At 68.7% G+C, this 20,712-nt stretch carries 18 protein-coding genes and 3 tRNA genes; all 21 read right to left on the bottom strand.

Annotated elements, in window-relative coordinates; all coding sequences use genetic code 11:
* Positions 1 to 190: 190 nt before the first annotated feature.
* Entirely contained in the window at positions 191 to 2,287 is a 2,097-nt protein-coding gene (gene fusA / locus AB0B14_RS06790; protein ID WP_357080824.1) for an elongation factor G, read from the bottom strand.
* A gap of 74 nt (positions 2,288 to 2,361) precedes the next feature.
* Positions 2,362 to 2,832, bottom strand: a complete 471-nt coding sequence (gene rpsG, locus AB0B14_RS06785) for a 30S ribosomal protein S7 (RefSeq protein ID WP_030489583.1) — start codon at positions 2,830 to 2,832, stop codon at positions 2,362 to 2,364.
* Position 2,833: 1 nt separating this feature from the next.
* Positions 2,834 to 3,208, bottom strand: coding sequence for a 30S ribosomal protein S12 (gene rpsL, locus AB0B14_RS06780; RefSeq protein WP_007465318.1), 375 nt, complete (start codon positions 3,206 to 3,208; stop codon positions 2,834 to 2,836).
* Positions 3,209 to 3,705: 497 nt separating this feature from the next.
* Positions 3,706 to 4,077 (bottom strand): hypothetical protein, encoded by a 372-nt coding sequence (locus tag AB0B14_RS06775; RefSeq protein WP_357080834.1) that lies wholly within the window; start codon positions 4,075 to 4,077, stop codon positions 3,706 to 3,708.
* Positions 4,078 to 4,728: 651 nt separating this feature from the next.
* Positions 4,729 to 5,097, bottom strand: coding sequence for a hypothetical protein (locus tag AB0B14_RS06770; protein WP_357080828.1), 369 nt, complete (start codon positions 5,095 to 5,097; stop codon positions 4,729 to 4,731).
* A 94-nt stretch (positions 5,098 to 5,191) separates the two neighbouring features.
* On the bottom strand, positions 5,192 to 9,079 hold the full coding sequence (locus AB0B14_RS06765) for a DNA-directed RNA polymerase subunit beta' (protein ID WP_357080831.1): 3,888 nt from the start codon (positions 9,077 to 9,079) through the stop codon (positions 5,192 to 5,194).
* 80 nt (positions 9,080 to 9,159) lie between these two features.
* The gene (locus AB0B14_RS06760; protein WP_357079484.1) at positions 9,160 to 12,591 is read right to left on the bottom strand and encodes a DNA-directed RNA polymerase subunit beta; all 3,432 of its coding nucleotides are present in this window, start codon (positions 12,589 to 12,591) and stop codon (positions 9,160 to 9,162) included.
* A gap of 570 nt (positions 12,592 to 13,161) precedes the next feature.
* A complete protein-coding gene (gene rplL / locus AB0B14_RS06755) occupies positions 13,162 to 13,548 on the bottom strand; it encodes a 50S ribosomal protein L7/L12 (protein WP_357079481.1) in 387 nt (128 codons plus the stop codon).
* Positions 13,549 to 13,602: 54 nt separating this feature from the next.
* Positions 13,603 to 14,148, bottom strand: coding sequence for a 50S ribosomal protein L10 (gene rplJ, locus AB0B14_RS06750; protein ID WP_357079478.1), 546 nt, complete (start codon positions 14,146 to 14,148; stop codon positions 13,603 to 13,605).
* Positions 14,149 to 14,489: 341 nt separating this feature from the next.
* Positions 14,490 to 15,179 carry a hypothetical protein gene (locus AB0B14_RS06745; RefSeq protein ID WP_357079475.1) on the bottom strand — a complete coding sequence of 230 codons (690 nt, stop codon included), beginning with the start codon at positions 15,177 to 15,179 and terminating at the stop codon, positions 14,490 to 14,492.
* Positions 15,176 to 16,069 (bottom strand): ATP-binding cassette domain-containing protein, encoded by an 894-nt coding sequence (locus AB0B14_RS06740; protein ID WP_357521748.1) that lies wholly within the window; start codon positions 16,067 to 16,069, stop codon positions 15,176 to 15,178. Before AB0B14_RS06740 ends, AB0B14_RS06745 begins: the two co-directional genes overlap by 4 nt.
* Positions 16,070 to 16,151: 82 nt before the next feature.
* Positions 16,152 to 16,868, bottom strand: coding sequence for a 50S ribosomal protein L1 (gene rplA, locus AB0B14_RS06735; RefSeq protein ID WP_357079469.1), 717 nt, complete (start codon positions 16,866 to 16,868; stop codon positions 16,152 to 16,154).
* A gap of 78 nt (positions 16,869 to 16,946) precedes the next feature.
* Positions 16,947 to 17,378, bottom strand: coding sequence for a 50S ribosomal protein L11 (gene rplK, locus AB0B14_RS06730; protein WP_357079466.1), 432 nt, complete (start codon positions 17,376 to 17,378; stop codon positions 16,947 to 16,949).
* Positions 17,379 to 17,687: 309 nt separating this feature from the next.
* On the bottom strand, positions 17,688 to 18,410 hold the full coding sequence (gene nusG, locus AB0B14_RS06725) for a transcription termination/antitermination protein NusG (RefSeq protein ID WP_184178745.1): 723 nt from the start codon (positions 18,408 to 18,410) through the stop codon (positions 17,688 to 17,690).
* Between the two features lie 39 nt (positions 18,411 to 18,449).
* The gene (gene secE, locus AB0B14_RS06720; protein WP_357079460.1) at positions 18,450 to 18,842 is read right to left on the bottom strand and encodes a preprotein translocase subunit SecE; all 393 of its coding nucleotides are present in this window, start codon (positions 18,840 to 18,842) and stop codon (positions 18,450 to 18,452) included.
* A 214-nt stretch (positions 18,843 to 19,056) separates the two neighbouring features.
* Positions 19,057 to 19,129, bottom strand: a tRNA-Trp gene (locus tag AB0B14_RS06715).
* A gap of 129 nt (positions 19,130 to 19,258) precedes the next feature.
* The gene (locus tag AB0B14_RS06710; protein WP_357079457.1) at positions 19,259 to 19,651 is read right to left on the bottom strand and encodes a MaoC family dehydratase; all 393 of its coding nucleotides are present in this window, start codon (positions 19,649 to 19,651) and stop codon (positions 19,259 to 19,261) included.
* A gap of 1 nt (position 19,652) precedes the next feature.
* The gene (locus tag AB0B14_RS06705) at positions 19,653 to 20,099 is read right to left on the bottom strand and encodes a MaoC family dehydratase N-terminal domain-containing protein (RefSeq protein WP_357079454.1); all 447 of its coding nucleotides are present in this window, start codon (positions 20,097 to 20,099) and stop codon (positions 19,653 to 19,655) included.
* Positions 20,100 to 20,224: 125 nt separating this feature from the next.
* Positions 20,225 to 20,392 carry a 50S ribosomal protein L33 gene (rpmG, locus tag AB0B14_RS06700; protein ID WP_007073056.1) on the bottom strand — a complete coding sequence of 56 codons (168 nt, stop codon included), beginning with the start codon at positions 20,390 to 20,392 and terminating at the stop codon, positions 20,225 to 20,227.
* A 134-nt stretch (positions 20,393 to 20,526) separates the two neighbouring features.
* A tRNA-Met gene (locus tag AB0B14_RS06695) sits at positions 20,527 to 20,599 on the bottom strand.
* A gap of 24 nt (positions 20,600 to 20,623) precedes the next feature.
* Positions 20,624 to 20,696, bottom strand: a tRNA-Thr gene (locus AB0B14_RS06690).
* Positions 20,697 to 20,712: the final 16 nt, after the last annotated feature.

The following is a 20,712-nucleotide window of genomic DNA, read 5'->3' as shown; positions in this document are numbered from 1 at the left end:
TGGTTCGTACGCCCGGCGCGCCGGTCGGCGCTTAGGACTCTGTCGACAGCCTTTCCGGCCTGACGGCCGGGAAGCCATTGTGGGTTCTGCGGCGATGAAGCCTACAGGCCCGGTCTCACGCGATCCGATCGTGGTGGCCGCGGGCGGGTTGAACCTCCCGCGACCAACCACGAATCACCTGCTCAGGGCGTTACTCGCCCGTTGCCTTCGCGATGATCTCCTTCGCGACGCTCTGCGGAACCTCGGCGTAGGAGTCGAACTGCATGCTGTAGCTAGCCCGGCCCTGGGTCTTCGACCGCAGGTCGCCGACGTAGCCGAACATCTCCGACAACGGCACCAGAGCCTTCACGATGCGGGCGCCGCTGCGCTCCTCCATCGCCTGGATGATGCCGCGGCGGGAGTTGAGGTCGCCGATGACGTCACCCATGTTCTCCTCAGGAGTGGTGACCTCAACGGCCATCATCGGCTCGAGCAACGCCGGGTCGGCCTTGCGGGCCGCGTCCTTCATCACCATCGAGCCGGCGATCTTGAATGCCATTTCCGACGAGTCGACCTCGTGGTACTGGCCGTCCAGCAGGGTCAGCTTCACACCGACCAGCGGGAAGCCCGCGAGGATGCCGTACTGCAGCGCGTCCTGCGCACCGGCGTCCACCGACGGGATGAACTCCCGGGGGATCCGGCCGCCGCTGACGGCGTTGGCGAACTCGTAGGTCGGCGATTCGTTGTCCAGCGGCAGCGGCTCCACGCTCACGATCACGCGGGCGTACTGGCCGGAACCACCGGTCTGCTTCTTGTGGGTGTACTCGACCTTGTCCACCTTGCGGCGGATGGTTTCGCGGTACGCCACCTGCGGCTTACCGACGTTCGCCTCGACGTTGAACTCGCGGCGCATCCGGTCGACCAGGATGTCCAGGTGCAGCTCACCCATGCCGGAGATGACCGTCTGACCGGTCTCCTCGTCCAGCTGGACGCGGAAGGTCGGGTCCTCCTCGGCCAGGCGCTGAATCGCGGTGCCCAGCTTCTCCTGGTCGGACTTGGTCTTCGGCTCGATCGCCACCGAGATGACCGGCTCCGGGAACGTCATCGACTCCAGGATGACCGGGTTCGCCGGGTCGGAGAGAGTGTCGCCGGTGGTGGTCTGCTTGAGACCCTGCACGGCGATGATGTCACCGGCCTGCGCCGACGGACGCTCTTCCCGCTTGTTGGCGTGCATCTGGTAGATCTTGCCGATCCGCTCCTTGCGGTCCTTGGTGGAGTTGACCACCTGGGAACCGGAGTCGAGCGTGCCGGAGTAGACCCGGACGTAGGTGAGCTTGCCCAGGTGCTTGTCCGTCTGGATCTTGAACGCCAGGCCGGAGAAGGGCTCCGAGTTGGACGGCTTGCGCAGCAGCGGGGTCTCGCCGTCGGTGGCCGTACCCTCGATCGCCGGAACGTCCAGCGGCGACGGCAGGAAGTCGACCACGGCGTCGAGCATGGGCTGGACGCCCTTGTTCTTGAACGCCGAGCCGCACAGCACCGGGTTGGCCTTGCCGGCGATGGTCGCACGCCGGATGGCGGCCTTGATCTCCTCGACGGAGATCTCGTCGCCTTCCAGGTACTTCTCCATCACCGCGTCGTCGACGTCGGCCAGGGTCTCCATCAGCTTCTCGCGCCACTCGGCCGCGGAGTCGGCCAGTTCGGCCGGGATCTCCTCAACCGCGTAGTCCTCACCCTTCTGGGTCTCCCCGCGCCAGGTGAGCGCGCGCATGCCGATCAGGTCGACGACACCGATGTGGTCACCCTCGAGCCCGATCGGGATCTGGAGCACCAGCGGGGTGGCGTTCAACCGGTCGATCATCATCTGCACGCAGCGGAAGAAGTCGGCGCCGGTCCGGTCGAGCTTGTTGACGAAGCACATCCGCGGGACGTTGTACTTGTCGGCCTGCCGCCAGACGTTCTCCGTCTGCGGCTCCACGCCGGCGACACCGTCGTAAACCGCGACCGCACCATCCAGGACCCGCAGCGACCGCTCGACCTCGACCGTGAAGTCGACGTGACCGGGCGTGTCGATGATCTGGATCGTGTGGTCTTTCCACTCACACTTGGTAGCAGCGGAGGTGATGGTGATACCACGCTCCTGCTCCTGCTCCATCCAGTCCATGACGGCAGCGCCCTCGTGAACCTCACCGATCTTGTACGTGATGCCGGTGTAGAACAGGATTCGCTCGGTGGTCGTGGTCTTACCGGCATCGATGTGCGCCATGATGCCGATGTTGCGTACCTTGGCGAGCGCGTCTGCGGCGGCCACTTCAATCCCTACTTATCGTCGTCTCGACTCAACTGGTGGCGGTTCCGGCGCCCGGAGGCGCCGGAACCAGGGTGTTACCAGCGGTAGTGCGCGAAGGCCTTGTTCGACTCGGCCATCTTGTGCGTGTCCTCGCGCCGCTTGACGGCGGCACCGAGGCCGTTGCTCGCGTCCAGCAGCTCGTTCATGAGCCGCTCGACCATGGTCTTCTCGCGCCGGGCGCGAGAGTAGGTGACCAGCCAGCGCAGGCCCAGGGTGGTCGCCCGGGTCGGGCGGACCTCGACCGGCACCTGGTAGGTGGCGCCACCGACACGACGGCTGCGCACCTCGAGGGTCGGCTTGACGTTGTCCATCGCCCGCTTGAGGGTGACGACCGGGTCGGTGCCGGACTTCTCGCGGCAGCCCTCGAGGGCCGCGTACACGATGGTCTCGGCGAGCTGGCGCTTGCCGCGCAGCAGGATCTTGTTCACCAGCTGGGTGACCAGCGGCGAGTTGTACACCGGGTCAGCGACCAGTGGCCGCCGCGGAGCGGGTCCCTTACGCGGCATGTCAGCTCTTCTCCTTCTTCGCGCCGTAACGGCTGCGCGCCTGCTTGCGGTTGCGGACACCCTGGGTGTCCAGCGACCCGCGAACGATCTTGTAACGCACGCCGGGGAGGTCCTTCACCCGGCCGCCGCGAACGAGCACGATCGAGTGCTCCTGCAGGTTGTGACCGACGCCGGGGATGTAGGCGGTCACCTCGATCTGGCTGCTGAGCTTCACACGAGCGACCTTGCGCAGCGCCGAGTTCGGCTTCTTCGGGGTCGTGGTGTACACGCGGGTGCACACGCCGCGCCGCTGGGGAGACCCCTTGAGCGCCGGGGTCTTGGTCTTGGTCGTCTTGGCCTGACGGCCCTTTCGGACCAGCTGCTGAATGGTGGGCACCGGGTTTCTCCGCTCCCTTCGGCCGCATTCGCGGCCGCGCCGTCTGCTCGTTAACCGGCCTGCTGACCGGCTCTCCTACATTCCGACCAGGGCCACCTCACGGAGACCCCGGCACCCGCGGTCGGGCGTGTCGCCCTGCCCACGGTCCCGTTGCGGACGCTTGCGCGTGCGATCGGGTTTGTGTCACCGGCGCGCGGGTCGCCCCGCCCCGGATCCTTGGCTTGCCGTGCCGCCGCCCGGGATTCGGAAACAGCGCACGCACGAGTTGCCCGGGCATGCCCGGGCACAAGGGGAAAGAGTACCTACCACAACCGCCCAGGTCAAAACGGAAGGGCCCGGCGACTGTTGCACACCCGCCGGCCGAATCTCGTCCTGCCCCGTCGCCCGCGATGGGCACCTACGAACACAAGTGTACCGGCTTCCCCGCGGGACCACCCGTCGCCCCCGAGTGGGGCAGCGGCCGGAGGGCGAGAGCCCGGGCCGGACGGCGACCTACCTCAGGTCAGGGCGAGAAGCAACGCCAGGCCCAGACCCAGGATGCTGAGCACGGCTCCCGCCGCGCCACAGCTGATCCCGGCCAGCGCGAGCCCGCGGCCGGTGAACCGGACCGCGGGAGGCGCGGCCGGCCGGCGGATCTGCCGCTGACCGAGCAGGCCGGTGACGACCGCCGCCCCGCCGGCCAGCAACCCGAGTGCGGCGAACGCTCCGGAGGCCCAGGCCCCGCCGTCGTTCGCGAAGGCCACCCCGAAACAGATCACCAACAGCGACACCAGGACCGACGCGACCCCGGCCACCAGCGACCCGATGGCCAGCCCGGACGTGACCGGCGCCACGTCCAGGTGCACGACGCCGAACGGCGTACCGGGCACCGCCTCCACCCGTTTCGGCGGCCGACGCTGGTCGTCGGTGGGCGGCGGCACCGGATGGCCCGGCATTCCCGCCCCGGCAGGTGCGGGACCGGACGAAGCACCCCAACCGGGCGGCACACCAGGCCCAGGGTGCGGCGGACCCCACCCTGGCGGCACACCAGCCCCAGACGGCGGCGCACCCCAACCGGGCGGCACACCACGCCCAGGGTGCGGCGGGCCCCAACCCGGTGCCACACCAGCCCCAGACGACGGCGGCGGCACACCAGCCCCGGACGACGGCGGGCCCCAACCCGGCGGTGTCGGGGTGGGCACCCCGGAGACCGGATCGGGCTGACCGGAGCCGGACGGACTCGTCGTACCCCAGCCGGGATGCGGCCTGCCCCACTCCGGCGTGGACGCGGGGGTATAGGGCTCGCTGCTCGGTTGCGCCCAGTCACTCGGCTCGGCCGGTGCAGCCGGCTGGTCGGCCGGTGCCGGCGCAGCCGGCTGGTCGGCCGGTGCCGGCGCAGCCGGCTGGTCGGCCGGTTCGTCCGCAGGGGGCCGCGCCGGATCCGTCACGAGGTCCTCCTGTCGAAAGGCCGCCACCCCCGCGCGACGGACACCGGCCAGGCTACCGCCGAGAGCGCCGGCGCCCGTGCCGGGCGCGGTGGCTCAGTCCATGTTCGCCGGGTAGTCGTGGCCGAACGGCGAGCCGGCCAACCGCACCACGCCGATCACCACCATGGCCACCACGCTGACCGCGACCAGGACCAGACCGGCCCACGCCATCCGCTCGCCGCGCCGCAGCCAGACGCCGCCGGTCAGGAAACCCCCCGAGGAGTACGCCTCACGGCGCGCCTGCCGGGCCAGTTGCAGTGCCACCGTCGCCGGCACCACCCCGCCGATGAACAACCCGGTCAGCAGGCCGAGCAGCCCGAGAGCGAAAACCGCCCGAGCCTTCGTGGCACGGGCCGGATCCGGATCCAACGGGTGGCGCAGCCCCTGCTGCGCGACGGACACCTGCCCGGGTGCGGTCGTCATCCCCCCATCATGCCGAACTCGGACCAGGGCTGGGTGGGTCCGGACACGACGAGGCCCCCGGCGGATGCCGGGGGCCTCGTCGTGCGCCTGGTGCTTAGCGGTACGACCCGAAGTCGAAGTCGTCCAGCGGCACAGCCTGCCCGCTGGCCGGCCCAAAGCCGTAGTCGGTCTCCGGGTACCCGGTCATCGAGTAGACCTTGGCCTTGGCCTCCTCGGTCGGCTCGACCCGGACGTTGCGGTACTTGCTGATGCCCGTACCGGCCGGGATGAGCTTTCCGATGATCACGTTCTCCTTGAGGCCGACCAGCGAGTCGCTGCGCGAGTTGATCGCAGCGTCGGTCAGCACCCGGGTGGTCTCCTGGAAGGAGGCCGCCGAGAGCCAGGAGTCGGTGGCCAGCGAGGCCTTGGTGATACCCATCAGCACCGGACGACCGGCGGCGGGCTCGCCGCCCTCCGACACGAGCCGGCGGTTCTCCGACTCGAACAGCGCCCGGTCGACGAGCACGCCCGGCAGGAACTCGGTCGAGCCGGAGTCGATGACCGTCACCCGCTTGAGCATCTGGCGGATGATGATCTCGATGTGCTTGTCGTGGATGAGCACACCCTGCGAGCGGTAGACCTCCTGGACCTCACTGGTCAGGTGGACCTGGACCGCCCGCGGACCCATGATCCGCAGCAGCTCGTGCGGGTCGATGGTGCCCTCGGTCAGCTTCTCGCCGACCGCGACGTGACCGCCGTCGTGGGTACGGAGCTTGACCCGCTTCGAGATCTTGTCGTAGACGATCTCTTCGCTGCCGTCGTCCGGCACCACGATGATCTTGCGCGAGCGCTCGCCGTCCTCGATCCGGATCCGACCCGGGGTGTCGGCGATGGGCGCCTTACCCTTCGGGACCCGAGCCTCGAAGATCTCCTGCACACGCGGCAGACCCTGGGTGATGTCCTCACCCGCGACACCACCGGTGTGGAAGGTACGCATCGTCAGCTGCGTACCGGGCTCACCGATGGACTGGGCGGCGATGATGCCGACCGCCTCGCCGATGTCGACCGACTTGCCGGTCGGCAGCGACCGGCCGTAGCAGGCCGCGCAGACGCCCAGCTTCGACTCACAGGTGAGCACGCTGCGCACACGGACCGTCTCCACCCCGGCAGCGACGATCTTGTCGACCCCGATGGAGTTGATGTCCTGACCCCGCTCGGCCACCACGGTGCCGTCCGGCCCCTTGATGTCGTCGGCCAGGGTCCGGGCGTGCACGCTGGTCTCGGCGTGGGTGTGGACGACGAGCTTGCCGTCGAGCTTCTCGCCGATCTGCATCGGGATCGCCCGGTCGGTGCCGCAGTCCTCCTCGCGGATGATGACGTCCTGCGAGACGTCCACCAGACGACGGGTCAGGTAACCCGAGTCGGCGGTCCGCAGCGCGGTGTCGGCGAGACCCTTACGGGCACCGTGCGTGGAGATGAAGTACTCCAGCACGGACAGACCCTCCCGGTAGCTGGCCTTGATCGGCCGCGGGATGATCTCGCCCTTCGGGTTGGCCACCAGACCACGGATCGCGGCGATCTGGCGGAGCTGGAGCAGGTTACCGCGGGCACCCGAGTTGATCATCTTCCACAGTGGGTTCTCCTGTGGCAGCGCGGTGTCCATCTCCTTGGCGACCTCGTTGGTCGCCCTGGTCCAGATCGTGATGAGCTCGCCGCGACGCTCCTCGGCGGTCATCAGACCACGCTGGTACTGCTTGTCGATCTGGTCGGCTTCCTTCTCGTACCGCGCCAGGATCTCCGCCTTGCGCGGCGGCGCGATGACGTCCTCCATGCCGATCGTCACGCCGGACCAGGTGGCCCAGTGGAAACCGGCCTCCTTGAGCCCGTCCAGGGTGGCGGCCAGCGCCACCTTGGGGAAGCGCTCGGCGAGGTCGTTGACGATCGCGGAGAGCTGACCCTTGCGGATCTCGTAGTTCACGAAGCGGTAGCCCTGCGGCAGCGTCTCGTTGAACAGCACCCGACCCAGGGTGGTCTCCACGGTCAGCGGGTCACCCTCGACCCAGCCCTCCGGGGCGGTCCACGTCTCGGCGCCGGCGCCGTTGTCGACACCGACCACGGCACGCAGGCGAATCTTCACCGGCGCCTGCAGGTGCAGCTCGCCGTTGTCGAAGGCCATCCGCGCCTCGGCGTCCGAGCTGAACGCCCGGCCCTCGCCCTTCTCACCGGCGGTGAGGTGGGTGAGGTGGTAGAGACCGATGACCATGTCCTGGGTGGGCATGGTGACCGGCTTGCCGTCGGCCGGCTTGAGGATGTTGTTCGACGACAGCATCAGGATCCGTGCCTCGGCCTGAGCCTCAGCGGACAGCGGCACGTGCACCGCCATCTGGTCACCGTCGAAGTCGGCGTTGAACGCGGTGCAGACCAGCGGGTGGATCTGGATCGCCTTGCCCTCGACCAGCTGCGGCTCGAAGGCCTGGATGCCCAGGCGGTGCAGGGTCGGCGCCCGGTTGAGCAGCACCGGGTGCTCGCCGATGACCTCTTCCAGCACGTCCCACACGACCGGGCGCTGACGCTCGACCATCCGCTTGGCGGACTTGATGTTCTGTGCGTGGTTGAGGTCGACCAGCCGCTTCATCACGAACGGCTTGAACAGCTCCAGCGCCATCTGCTTGGGCAGACCGCACTGGTGCAGCTTGAGCTTCGGGCCGACCACGATGACCGAACGGCCGGAGTAGTCGACGCGCTTGCCCAGCAGGTTCTGGCGGAACCGGCCCTGCTTGCCCTTGAGCATGTCGGACAGCGACTTGAGCGGGCGGTTACCCGGACCGGTGACCGGCCGGCCGCGACGGCCGTTGTCGAACAGCGCGTCGACGGCCTCCTGGAGCATCCGCTTCTCGTTGTTGACGATGATCTCGGGCGCGCCGAGGTCGATCAGCCGCTTGAGGCGGTTGTTCCGGTTGATCACGCGACGGTACAGGTCGTTCAGGTCCGAGGTCGCGAAGCGGCCACCGTCGAGCTGCACCATCGGGCGCAGGTCCGGCGGGATGACCGGGACGCAGTCCAGCACCATGCCGAGCGGCGAGTTGCGGGTGTTCAGGAACGCCGCGACAACCTTGAGCCGCTTGAGCGCCCGGATCTTCCGCTGGCCCTTGCCGGAGCGGATGGTCTCCCGCAGGCTCTCGGCCTCGGCGTCGAGGTCCATGTTCTGGACCAGCGCCTTGATCGCCTCCGCGCCCATCGAACCGGTGAAGTACTCACCGAACCGGTCGCGCAGCTCGCGGTAGAGCAGCTCGTCGGTGACCAGCTGCTTCGGCTCCAGCTTGCGGAAGGTGTCCAGCACCTCGTCCAGGCGGTCGATCTCGCGCTGGGCCCGGTCGCGGATCTGGCGCATCTCGCGCTCTCCGCCCTCCTTGACCTTGCGCCGGACGTCCGCCTTGGCACCCTCGGCCTCCAGCTCGGCCAGGTCGGCCTCGAGCTTGGCGGCCCGCTTCTCGATCTCCGAGTCGCGGCTGTTCTCGGACTGCCGCTTCTCGGCCAGGATCTCGTTCTCGATCGTCGAGAGGTCACGGTGACGCGACTCCGCGTCCACGCTCGTCACGACGTACGAGGCGAAGTAGATGATCTTTTCGAGGTCCTTGGGGGCGAGGTCCAGCAGGTAGCCCAGCCGGCTCGGCACGCCCTTGAAATACCAGATGTGGGTCACCGGAGCGGCGAGCTCGATGTGCCCCATCCGCTCACGACGGACCTTGGAGCGAGTCACCTCGACGCCGCAGCGCTCACAGATGATGCCCTTGAACCGGACGCGCTTGTACTTACCGCAGTAGCACTCCCAGTCCCGCTGCGGACCGAAGATCTTCTCGCAGAAGAGCCCGTCCTTTTCCGGCTTCAGGGTGCGGTAGTTGATCGTCTCAGGCTTCTTGACCTCGCCGTGCGACCACTGACGGATGTCGTCGGCGGTGGCGAGACCAATGCGCAGCTCGTCGAAGAAGTTGACGTCGAGCACTATGTCCCCTATGTCGTCGTCTGTACTGCTAATTCTCGGGTGGGGTCGGGGGCCGGCGAGCCGGCCCCCGACCGCTCACCTCAGACCTCTTCGACCGAGCTCGGCTCGCGCCGGGACAGGTCGATGCCCAGCTCCTCAGCGGCCCGGAACACCTCGTCGTCGGTCTCGCGCATTTCCAGGGCCACACCGTCGCTGGAGAGCACCTCAACGTTGAGGCACAGCGACTGCAGCTCCTTGAGCAGCACCTTGAACGACTCCGGGATGCCCGGCTCCGGGATGTTCTCGCCCTTGACGATGGCCTCGTAGACCTTCACCCGGCCGAGCACGTCGTCGGACTTGATCGTGAGCAGCTCCTGCAGGGCGTACGCGGCGCCGTACGCCTGCATCGCCCAGCACTCCATCTCACCGAAACGCTGACCACCGAACTGCGCCTTACCACCCAGCGGCTGCTGCGTGATCATCGAGTACGGACCGGTCGAACGAGCGTGGATCTTGTCGTCGACCAGGTGGTTGAGCTTCAGGATGTAGACGTAGCCGACCGCGATCGGGTCGGGCAGCGGCTCGCCGGAACGCCCGTCAAACAGCTGCGCCTTACCGGTGCGGCCGATCAGCTGCTTGCCGTCCCGGTTGGGCAGGGTCGACTCGAGCAGACCGGAGATCTCCTCCTCGCGGGCACCGTCGAAGACCGGGGTGGCCACGTTGGTGTCCCCCTCGGACTCGTGCGCGTCGATCGAGCGGAGCTGGCGCTTCCAGTCGGCGTCGTCGCCCTCGACCTTCCAACCGGTCTTGGCGACCCAACCGAGGTGGGTCTCCAGGACCTGGCCGATGTTCATCCGGCTCGGCACACCGAGCGGGTTGAGCACGATGTCGACCGGGGTGCCGTCCTCCAGGAACGGCATGTCCTCGATCGGCAGGATCTTCGAGATGACACCCTTGTTGCCGTGCCGGCCGGCGAGCTTGTCGCCGTCCTGGATCTTGCGCTTCTGGGCGACGTAGACCCGGACCAACTCGTTGACACCCGGCGGCAGCTCGTCGCCGTCCTCGCGGGAGAACGTGCGCACACCGATGACCGTGCCGGTCTCGCCGTGCGGCACCTTCAGCGAGGTGTCCCGAACCTCACGCGCCTTCTCACCGAAGATCGCGCGGAGCAGGCGCTCCTCCGGGGTCAGCTCGGTCTCGCCCTTGGGCGTGACCTTGCCGACCAGGATGTCGCCGGGGACGACCTCGGCACCGATCCGGATGATGCCGCGCTCGTCGAGGTCGGCGAGCATTTCCTCGCTGACGTTCGGGATGTCGCGGGTGATCTCCTCCGGGCCGAGCTTGGTGTCCCGAGCGTCGACCTCGTGCTCCTCGATGTGGATCGAGGTGAGCACGTCCTGCTGCACGAGGCGCTGCGACAGGATGATCGCGTCCTCGTAGTTGTGACCCTCCCAGCACATGAACGCCACCAGCAGGTTGCGTCCGAGCGCCATCTCGCCCTCGTCGGTGCACGGCCCGTCGGCGATGACCTGACCGGCCTCGACGCGGTCGCCCTCGAAGACCACCGGCTTCTGGTTGACGCAGGAGCCGGCGTTGGAGCGGCGGAACTTGTGCAGCAGGTACGTCCGGCGGTGGCCGTCATCCTGGTGGATGGTGACGTAGTCGGCGCAGAGATCCTCGATCACACCGCCGACCTCGGCGACCACCACGTCGCCAGCGTCGACCGCGGCCCGGTATTCCATGCCCGTGCCCACCAGCGGCGCCTCGGCCTTGACCAGCGGCACCGCCTGGCGCTGCATGTTCGCGCCCATCAGTGCCCGGTTGGCGTCGTCGTGCTCGAGGAACGGGATCATGGCGGTCGCGACCGAGGTCATCTGCCGGGGCGAGACGTCCATGTAGTCGACGGCACCGGGGAGGACGTCCTCGGTCTCGCCGCCCTTACGACGGCAGAGCACCCGCTCCTCGGCGAACGTGCCGTCCGCCTTCAGGCGCGCGTTGGCCTGCGCCTTGACGAACCGGTCCTCCTCGTCCGCGGTCAGGTAGTCGATCTGGTCGGTGACCCGACCCTCGACGACCTTCCGGTACGGCGTCTCGATGAAGCCGAACGGGTTGACCCGGGCGAAGGTGGACAGCGCGCCGATCAGGCCGATGTTCGGGCCTTCCGGCGTCTCGATCGGGCACATCCGGCCGTAGTGGGACGGGTGCACGTCGCGGACCTCGAAGCCGGCCCGCTCCCGGGACAGACCACCCGGGCCGAGCGCGCTCAGCCGGCGCCGGTGGGTGAGACCCGCCAGCGGGTTGGTCTGGTCCATGAACTGGGACAGCTGCGACGTCCCGAAGAACTCCTTGATCGCCGCCACCACCGGGCGGATGTTGATCAGGGTCTGCGGGGTGATCGCCTCGACGTCCTGCGTGGTCATCCGCTCGCGGACGACCCGCTCCATCCGGGACAGGCCGACCCGGACCTGGTTCTGGATCAGCTCACCCACGGTACGCAGGCGCCGGTTGCCGAAGTGGTCGATGTCGTCGGCCTCGTAGCCGTCCTCACCGGCGTGCAGCCGGCACAGGTATTCCACGGTGGCGACGATGTCGTCCTCGGTCAGCGTGCCGGTGGTGATCGGCACGGCGACTTCGAGCTTCTTGTTGAACTTGTAGCGCCCGACCTTGGCGACGTCGTACCTCTTCGGGTTGAAGAAGAGGTTGTCGAGCAGGGTCTGGGCGTTCTCGCGCGTCGGCGGCTCGCCAGGGCGCAGCTTGCGGTAGATGTCTAGCAGGGCCTCGTCCTGGCCGGCGATGTGGTCCTTCTCGAGCGTGGTCATCAGCAGCTCGGACCAGCCGAACCGCTCACGGATCCGCTCGGCCGACCAGCCGATGGCCTTGAGCAGGACCGTGACGGCCTGCCGACGCTTGCGGTCGATGCGTACGCCGACCGTGTCGCGCTTGTCGATGTCGAACTCCAGCCAGGCACCCCGACTCGGGATGACCTTGACGCTGGAGAGGTCGCGGTCGGAGGTCTTGTCCGGCTGCTTGTCGAAGTACACGCCCGGAGACCGGACGAGCTGGCTGACCACGACGCGCTCGGTGCCGTTGATGACGAAGGTGCCCTTGGGCGTCATCATCGGGAAGTCACCCATGAACACCGTCTGGCTCTTGATCTCGCCAGTGGTGTTGTTGGTGAACTCCGCGGTCACGAAGAGCGGAGCGCAGTAGGTCAGGTCCTTCTCCTTGCACTCCTCGATCGAGGCCTTGACCTCGTCGAAGCGCGGCGCAGAGAAGGAGAGTGACATGGTGCCGGAGAAGTCCTCAATGGGACTGATCTCTTCAAGGATCTCCGCGAGACCCGAGCGTGCGTGCGGGTCGTCCGCCGACCGGCCCTGCCAAGCCTCGTTGCCGACGAGCCAGTCGAAGGACTCGTTTTGAATGGCAAGGAGGTTGGGGACCTCGAGGTGTTCGGTGATCCTGCCGAATGAAACTCGGCGGGGAGCGAATGCGCTCGACGTACGACTGGTCTTCGCAGGGCGGGAAGCTGCCAAGATGCGTCCTTCCGAGGACCGGTGCTGCAGAACGGCTGGTACGCGTGCACTCCAATGACCCCACCAGAAATATCCGCAAACGGACATTTCCGAGCAGGGGTCAAGTCGGAAGGCAGCGCAAACTAGCAGTGTAGCCGAGAGGCTAACCGCTGTCCAGCCCACCCCGCAGGTCGTTTGCGGAACGTGCCTCGGCCCCCGTAAACCGGGGTCTGCCGGGCCGCTCAGAACGCAACGTCCCCACTGGGCCGCTCAGGTCGACGCGGCCGATGGTGCCGCCGCTGTCATACCCACGTCGTGGCCGTCGCAAGCGCGGTGTCTTGCTGGTGTCAGCGTGCCTGGCAGCCCGGGGCCGCGTCAAGGGCCGGTATCCGGGTCGGCAGTTCTTTCCCACTGGAGGGCGACCCGCCACGCTCGATCGGATCGCCAGGCACAGCCGTCCGAGGCCAGCTCAGAGCGGGTCGGGGCTGGGCCCACAGACACGGCGGGCGGTGATCCGTGTCGGATCACCGCCCGCCGCGACGCGATAGTGTCCCGGCTCACGAGCCAGGTACGCGCTTGTAGAACGTCAGGTCACTTGAGGGTGACCTTGGCGCCCTCACCCTCGAGCTTGGCCTTCGCCTTGTCGGCGGTCTCCTTGTTGACCTTCTCCAGGATGGCCTTCGGCGCGGCCTCGACCGCGTCCTTGGCCTCCTTGAGGCCCAGGCCGGTCAGCTCGCGCACGACCTTGATGACCTGGATCTTCTTGCCGCCGTCAGCCTCGAGGATGACGTCGAACTCGTCCTGCTCCGGCTCGGCCTCGGCAGTAGCGGCACCGCCGCCACCGCCCTGGGCGATCGCGACCGGAGCGGCAGCGGTGACCTCGAAGGTCGTCTCGAACTGCTTCACGAACTCAGAGAGCTCGATCAGCGTCATCTCCTTGAACGCGTCGAGCAGCTCGTCGGTGCTGAGCTTCGCCATATCTGGCGTCCTTTCCTGATTCTGTTAAGTAAAGAACTGGTGCGCCGTGGGGCCTCAGGCCGCCTCGGCGCCCTCCTTCTCGCGCTTGTCCTGCAGGGCAGCCGCCAGACGGGCGGTCTTCGACAGCGGGGCCTGGAACAGGGCCGCGGCCTTGCTCAGGTTGCCCTTCATCGCGCCGGCCAGCTTGGCCAGCAGCACCTCGCGGGACTCCAGGTCGGCGAGCTTCGTGACCTCGGCCGCGGAAATGGCCTTGCCCTCGAAGACACCGCCCTTGATGACGAGCTTCGGGTTGGCCTTCGCGAAGTCGCGAAGCCCCTTCGCCGCCTCGACGACGTCGCCCGAAACGAAAGTCAGCGCGGTAGGACCGGTGAACAGCTCGTCGAGGCCGGTGATGCCCGCGTCCGTCGCTGCGCGCTTCGCCAGCGTGTTCTTCGCGACCGTGTAGCTGGTCTCGGCGCCGAGCGTGCGCCGAAGCTGGGTGAGCTGGGAAACCGTCAGACCGCGGTACTCGGTCAGCACGGTGGCGCCTGCGCTGCGGAAGTTCTCAGTCAGCTCAGCGACGGCCGTGGCCTTGTCGGCCCGGATTGGCTTGTCCGCCATGTCCCTCCTCTCTCGTTACTCGAGGCTGGTCCCCGTCACGGCCGAAGCCGGAACGGGAGCGGAGGCAGCACGACAACGAAAAAGCCCCGGCGCAGGGCGCACGGGGCGAGGGCCGGCAGATCGACACAGTCGGCGGACCATGTGCACTGCCGAGTTACGCTTGCCGCCCTACGCGGGTCGCCCGTCGTCGCGGGACCTTCGACCGTGCCGAAGCACGGTGACCAGCGGTCTTTGGGTGGTTCCTCATCCATGAGAGCACGGATGACTCGTTGAAGACTACGCGCCCCGGCCACCAGCACCAAATCGCACCCGGTGAGCCACGTCACCCACGCCGGCACCGCTCAGCCCTGGGCCCGCCGCCGCCACAGGTAGCCGCCGACGACCGCGGTGCTCCAGGCCAGCGCCCACGCGGTCAGCCCCAGCAGGGTGAGCGCGGCCGCGTCGCCGGCGGTGGCGCGGGCGGCGGCCATGATCGGCGGTGCCAGCCAGGGCGCCACCGAATCGCTCAGGCCGAGCACCACCGCGCCGACAGCGCCGAGGGTGAGCACCGCGACGCCGTACGCGGCACCGCCCACCGACGCGCGGCTGGCCAACGCACCGAGGGCGACAGCGGCGGCTACGGCGAGCAGGTGCGCCCACAGCCCCAGCGCGACCCCGACCGGGATCGACCGGTCCCCCGGCTCGACCGGGCCGGTGACCCCGCCGACCAGCCACGGAAAGAGCAGCGCGACGGCCACCGTCGCCAGCGCCGCCACCCCGGCGGCGAGGAGCCCGGCAAGCCGCTCGCGGGCCACCCCGACGGTCACCTGGGCCAGGCGACGCTGCACGTCCGGCTCGACGTCCAACAGGATCTTGGTCTGCCAGGCGAGCACCGGGAAGAGCACCACGGCCGAGACGCCGTACGCCTCCGCTGGCTGGGCTCGGCTGCCGCCGTAGAGCGTGCCGAGCACGACGAGGCCGGCGAGCAGCGGCGCCAACGCCCGCCCGGTCCGCAGGAGGCCGGCCAGCCGCATCCGCACCAGTGCGATCACCGGGTCTCCCCCGCTGCCCGCTCGACCACCGCATCGGTGGTGGCGTCCGGCTGCTCGGCTGTCGGCTGCCCGGCCACCGTCGGCGGCGGCTCGGCGGGTCGGGCAGCGCCGGCCACCCCCGGCGGCTCGGCGGGTCGGGCCCGCGGTGCGGTGGTGGAGTCGTCGGCGCGTACCCGAAGAATGTGGTGGCCCTCAGCCCGCAGGCGGGCGACGGTGCCGGCGACCCGCGCGGTCGGCACCGCGACCTCGACCACCGCGAACGTCTCGGCCGCCGACGACGTCTCCTCGGTCAGCGACCCGTCGGCCACCGACCAGCGGCGCGCGGCCGGCAGCCGGACCGTCTCGCCACGGTGGTCGCTGACCAACACGGCACCATCGGCGGCGAGCACCTCGGAGATCAGCTCGGGAACCAGCTCGCGGGTGGCGGCGTCCAGCCCCTCCCACGGCTCGTCGAGCACCAGCAGGCCCGGCGGGCACAGCATCGCCTGGGCGAGGCCCACCTTCTGGGCGGTGCCCTTGGACAGCTCCGGCAACCGGACCGAGCGGAAGGCGGACAACCCGAGCCGGTCGGTCCAGGAGGCCACCGCCTCGTCGGCCGCCGCCGCGCCCAGCCCCGCCACGCGGGCCATGCCGGTCAGATAGCGGGTCACGGTGAACGGCTGGTCGGCGGGGAAACGCTCCGGCACCCAGCCCACCCGTGCCGGACGGTCGGTGACCCGGCCCCGGCCCGGCCGCAGCACCCCCGCGGCCACCTGGAGCAGTGTCGACTTGCCCACCCCGTTGCGACCCAGAACGACCGCCACCTCGCCCGGACCGATCCGCACGTCGACGCCGCGCAGCACCCACGGCCCACGCCGGTGGTACCGCAACCAGACGTTCTCCAGCCGCATAGGGATAGAGGGTGCCACATCGCGGACGCAGCGGGGCGCCGCCATGGTCGTGGCGGCGCCCCGCTGGAGCGAACGTGTCGGCTCAGGCCTCGGCGGCGTCTCCGGTGAGGTTCTTCACCAGGTTCGGGTCGACCGGAACACCCGGGCCCATCGTGGAGGTCACGATGACCTTGCGGAGGTACTTGCCCTTGGCCGCGGACGGCTTGGCACGCAGCACCTCGTCGAGCACCGCAGCGTAGTTCTCCACGAGCTGGCTCTCCGTGAAGGAGGCCTTGCCGATGATCAGGTGCAGGTTGGAGTGCTTGTCCACCCGGAAGGTGATCTTGCCGCCCTTGATGTCCTGCACCGCCTTGGTGACGTCCATGGTCACCGTACCGGTCTTCGGGTTCGGCATGAGACCGCGCGGGCCCAGGATCCGCGCGATCCGGCCGATCTTGGCCATCTGGTCCGGCGTGGCGATCGCCGCGTCGAAGTCCAGCCAACCACCCTGGATCCGGGCGACCAGCTCGTCGGTGCCCACCTCGTCGGCACCCGCGGCAACGGCCTCTTCGGCCTTCGCGCCGCTGGCGAACACGATCACGCGGGCGGTCTTACCGGTGCCGTGCGGCAGGTTGACCGTGCCGCGGACCATCTGGTCCGCCTTGCGGGGGTCGACGCCGAGGCGCATCGCGACCTCGACCGTGGCGTCGAACTTGACGTTGGTGGTCTCCTTGGCCAGCTTCACGGCCTCGGCGGGGGTGTAGAGCTTGGACCGGTCGATGACATCGGCGGCCTTGCGGTAGCTCTTGCTGCGCTGCATTGCTGATTACTCCTGTGGTCTCTGGCGGGCCGCTCGGCGCGGGCCCTCCCACGGTCGGGTCGACGGCCTGGGCCGACGTCAGTCGTTGACGGTGATGCCCATCGACCGGGCGGTGCCGGCGATGATCTTCTCGGCCTGGGCGATGTCGTTGGCGTTGAGGTCGGCCATCTTCTTCTCGGCGATCTCACGCAGCTGGGCGCGGCTGACCGAGCCGACCTTCTCGCTCTGCGGAACGCCCGAACCCTTCTGCACACCGGCGGCCTTGATCAGCAGCCGGGCGGCGGGCGGGGTCTTCAGCACGAAGGTGAACGACCGGTCCTCGTACACGCTGATCTCGGCGGGGACGATGTCGCCCCGCTGGGACTCGGTCTGCGAGTTGTAGGACTTGCAGAACTCCATGATGTTGACGCCGTGCTGGCCGAGCGCGGGGCCGACCGGCGGCGCCGGCGTGGCCTGGCCCGCCGGCAGCTGAAGCGTGAACGTCTTGACGAGCTTCTTCTTCGGAGGCATGTCACTTCCTGGGGCTTGGAGCTGGGAAAATGCGGCTGTCGCCGCCCTCGGAGCGCGCACGGTCAGCGCGGTGCGACAGCGGCGACATTCAAGAGTAGCGCAGGCCGCAGCCCACTCGTCCGCCGAGGTCGAGCGGGAGGGCATACGCCGACGTCGGGGGGGGGGGGGGGGCCCCCGCGCCCGCCCCCACCGAAGTTGGGGGGAGGGGTGTGTTTTATGTCGTCCGCGCCGCCCAGGGGGCGCAGGACGAGCATGTCGGGCGCGCTCTCCGGCAGTACGACCCGGGCCGGGCCCGCCGCCGACGACCAGTCAGATCTTGGCGACCTGGTTGAAGTTGAGCTCCACCGGGGTCTCGCGACCGAAGATCGACACCAGCACCTTGAGCTTCTGCTGGTCCGCGTTGATCTCGCTGATCGTGGCCGGCAGCGACGCGAAGGCGCCGTCGGTGACGGTGACCGAGTCGCCCACCTCGAAGTCGAGGACCTTGATCTCCGGCTTCGACTTCTTCTGCTCGGTCTCGACGGCCGGTGCCAGCCACTTCAGCACCTCGTCGAGGGAGAGCGGGGCGGGCCGGTCGGCCCGGTCGGTCGCGCCGACGAAGCCGGTCACGCCCGGGGTGTTACGCACACACGAGTAGGACTCGGCGGTCAGCTCCATCCGAACCAGGATGTAGCCCGGGAAGACCTTGGCCTGGATCTGCGAACGCTTACCGTTCTTGACCTCGACCTCTTCCCGGGTCGGCACCTCGACCTGGTAGATGAAGTCCTCCATGTCGAGGCTCGTGATCCGGGTCTCAAGGTTGGTCTTGACCTTGTTCTCGTAGCCAGCGTACGAGTGCACCACATACCAGTCACCCGGCGCGTAGCGCAGCTTCTGCCTCAGCTCGGCGACCGGGTCGTACTCCTCGTCCGGCGCGGGCTCAGTCGTTGGGAACTCCGGCTCGCTGGCGGCCTCAACCGACTCGTCACCAGCCGCCGTCGCGACCGTGGACTGCTCGTCCACGGGTCCGGCGGTCTCGTCGTACTCAGGCACGCTCGCTCACTTCCGTCACTATCGGCTGGAGGCAGCCGGTCAGTCCGAGTTGCCGAAGACAAACAGCACGACCTTGGCGAAGCCGAGGTCGAGCAGGCCAACGATCGTCAGCATCACCGCGACGAACGTCACCACCACGGCGGTGTAGGTCAGCAACTCCTTACGCGTCGGCCAGATGACCTTACGCAGTTCGGCTACGACCTCGCGGAAAAACCGGGCGATGCGGCCGAACACGCCCACCCGACCGGTCTCCGACCGGGTGGTGGGCCGGCTGTCCGCCGACTCCGCCCGGGCGCGGGACCGCGTGGCGGTGCCCCCCCGGGAGACCAGCTCGTCCGCGCTGGAGGCGTCGTCGTCGGCAACCTCGTCGACGACCTCGTCGTCCAGACGATCGTCGCCGGCGTCCTCGCCGTGCCGCTTGTTGTCGGCCACTTCGCCCTCCGTCGCGGAATCTCGGGTCGCACGCCGAGTGGCGTACGCGGCGCTGGTCACGCCGGCCGGGCCCAACCGTCCCGCGACGGGCCGCGGCCGGTGGATCATCCGGAGGGCCCCGATTGCCTCGGAACCACCCCGCCGATGCCACCACCACGGGCCGGACGCCGCCAAGCTGGCGGCGCGACCCACGGGAACGGTCAGGCCTGAGGCGCAGGGGTGACAGGACTTGAACCTGCAGCCTGCGGTTTTGGAGACCGCTGCTCTGCCAATTGAGCTACACCCCTGTGCGGCAACACTCGCCCCACGCGGTCACAGACGACCGAGCAGGGGTCACTTGCCCCACGGCGGACCAGTGTACGGGTAGCCGCCCTACTTTCCCAACCGGTCTCTCCGCCTCGCGTGGCGGGCCTGCCTCAGCGCGTCGTCCGGATGGTCGCGCGGGCCTGCGAGAGCACCTTCTCGCCCCCACAGGTCGCCGTCACGTCGAGTCGGGTGAGCCCGTCCTCGGTCACCTCACGGACCCGCGCGGTGACCTCGATCTCGGCCCCCTGGTCGTCGTCCGGGACGACCACCGGCCGGGTGAACCGCACGCCGTACTCGACCACCGCGTCCGGCGACCCGGCCCACTCGGTGACCGCCCGGCCGACCAGCGCCATGGTGAACATGCCGTGGGCGATCACCCCGGGCAGACCCACGCCGGTGGCGAACCTGTCGCTCCAGTGGATCGGGTTGAAGTCACCCGACGCGCCGGCGTAGCGGACCAGGTCCGCGCGGGTCACCTGGAACGTCTTGGCGGACAACTCCATCTCAGGCCTCCCCGCGTACGACGATCTTCGACCAAACGGCGACCACCGGTTCCCCGGCGACGGTGTGCACGTCGGTGCGCGTGGTCAGGAAGCCGTGCCCACCCCGGTTGCTGACGTCCTCGATGGTGTTGACGCAGACCAGCTCGTCGCCGGCGACCACCGGCCGGGTGTACGCGAACCGCTGGTCACCGTGCACCACGCGGCTGTAGTCCATACCCAGGGCCGGGTCCTCGATGATCTGGCGGCTCGCGGCCATCGTGACGACCACCGGGAAGGTCGGCGGAGCCACCACGTCCGGGTGGCCGAGCGCCTGCGCGGCCTGCGGGTCGTGGTGGGCCGGGTCGGTGGCGCCGATGGCGGTGGCGAACTCGCGGATCTTTTCTCGGCCCACCTGGTAGGGGGCGGTCGGCGGATAGGTCCGGCCGACGAAGGAAGGGTCCAGGGACATGCCGCGAACCTACACGGAACGCACAATCGCCGACCTGGTCGGCAGGCTGCGGCGGGGCCGCACCAAACCGGTCAGATCGGCGATTGGAAAGCTGGGACAGCGGCCGGCCCGAAGCCGGCCACGGGTCAGCGGGTCTCGCGGTGGACCGTGTGCCGACCGTCGCGCGGGCAGAACTTCTTCAGCTCGATGCGGTCGGGGTCGTTGCGCCGGTTCTTGCGCGTGATGTAGTTGCGCTCCTTGCACTCCACACACGCCAAAGTGATCTTCGGCCGGACATCGGTAGCCTTCGCCACGGCGGAGTGCCTTCCTCGCTAACGGAAACAACTACGACGCGCCAGCCTAGACGCTGACAGCGCGGACATGCAAAGTGGGCGCCAGAAGCGCCCATTTTCCTACGACCACCGGCAACGAGCCCGGAAGACGAGAGTAGCGGTGGCCGGACTTGAACCGGCGACACAGCGATTATGAGCCGCTTGCTCTACCATCTGAGCTACACCGCTGCGATGGGTCCAGCTGAACCCTCGAGCCCCCTTACGGAATCGAACCGTAGACCTTCTCCTTACCATGGAGACGCTCTGCCGACTGAGCTAAGGGGGCCTGCGCGATCTCCCCG

Origin of the sequence: Micromonospora sp. NPDC049171 (assembly GCF_040648275.1) — a bacterium.
Taxonomy (GTDB): Bacteria; Actinomycetota; Actinomycetes; order Mycobacteriales; family Micromonosporaceae; genus Micromonospora.
The sequence above is the reverse complement of the archived record's forward strand: the minus strand, read 5'-3'. Positions and strand labels throughout refer to the sequence as shown.

Coding starts and splice junctions, on each gene's coding strand:
- rpsG (WP_030489583.1), bottom strand. CDS start 2,832: ATGCCGCGTAAGGGACCCGCTCCGCGGCGGCCACTGGTCGCTGACCCG.
- AB0B14_RS06770 (WP_357080828.1), bottom strand. CDS start 5,097: ATGACGACCGCACCCGGGCAGGTGTCCGTCGCGCAGCAGGGGCTGCGC.
- rplA (WP_357079469.1), bottom strand. CDS start 16,868: ATGCAGCGCAGCAAGAGCTACCGCAAGGCCGCCGATGTCATCGACCGG.
- AB0B14_RS06740 (WP_357521748.1), bottom strand. CDS start 16,069: ATGCGGCTGGAGAACGTCTGGTTGCGGTACCACCGGCGTGGGCCGTGG.
- AB0B14_RS06710 (WP_357079457.1), bottom strand. CDS start 19,651: ATGGAGTTGTCCGCCAAGACGTTCCAGGTGACCCGCGCGGACCTGGTC.
- rplK (WP_357079466.1), bottom strand. CDS start 17,378: ATGCCTCCGAAGAAGAAGCTCGTCAAGACGTTCACGCTTCAGCTGCCG.
- AB0B14_RS06705 (WP_357079454.1), bottom strand. CDS start 20,099: ATGTCCCTGGACCCTTCCTTCGTCGGCCGGACCTATCCGCCGACCGCC.
- rplJ (WP_357079478.1), bottom strand. CDS start 14,148: ATGGCGGACAAGCCAATCCGGGCCGACAAGGCCACGGCCGTCGCTGAG.
- rplL (WP_357079481.1), bottom strand. CDS start 13,548: ATGGCGAAGCTCAGCACCGACGAGCTGCTCGACGCGTTCAAGGAGATG.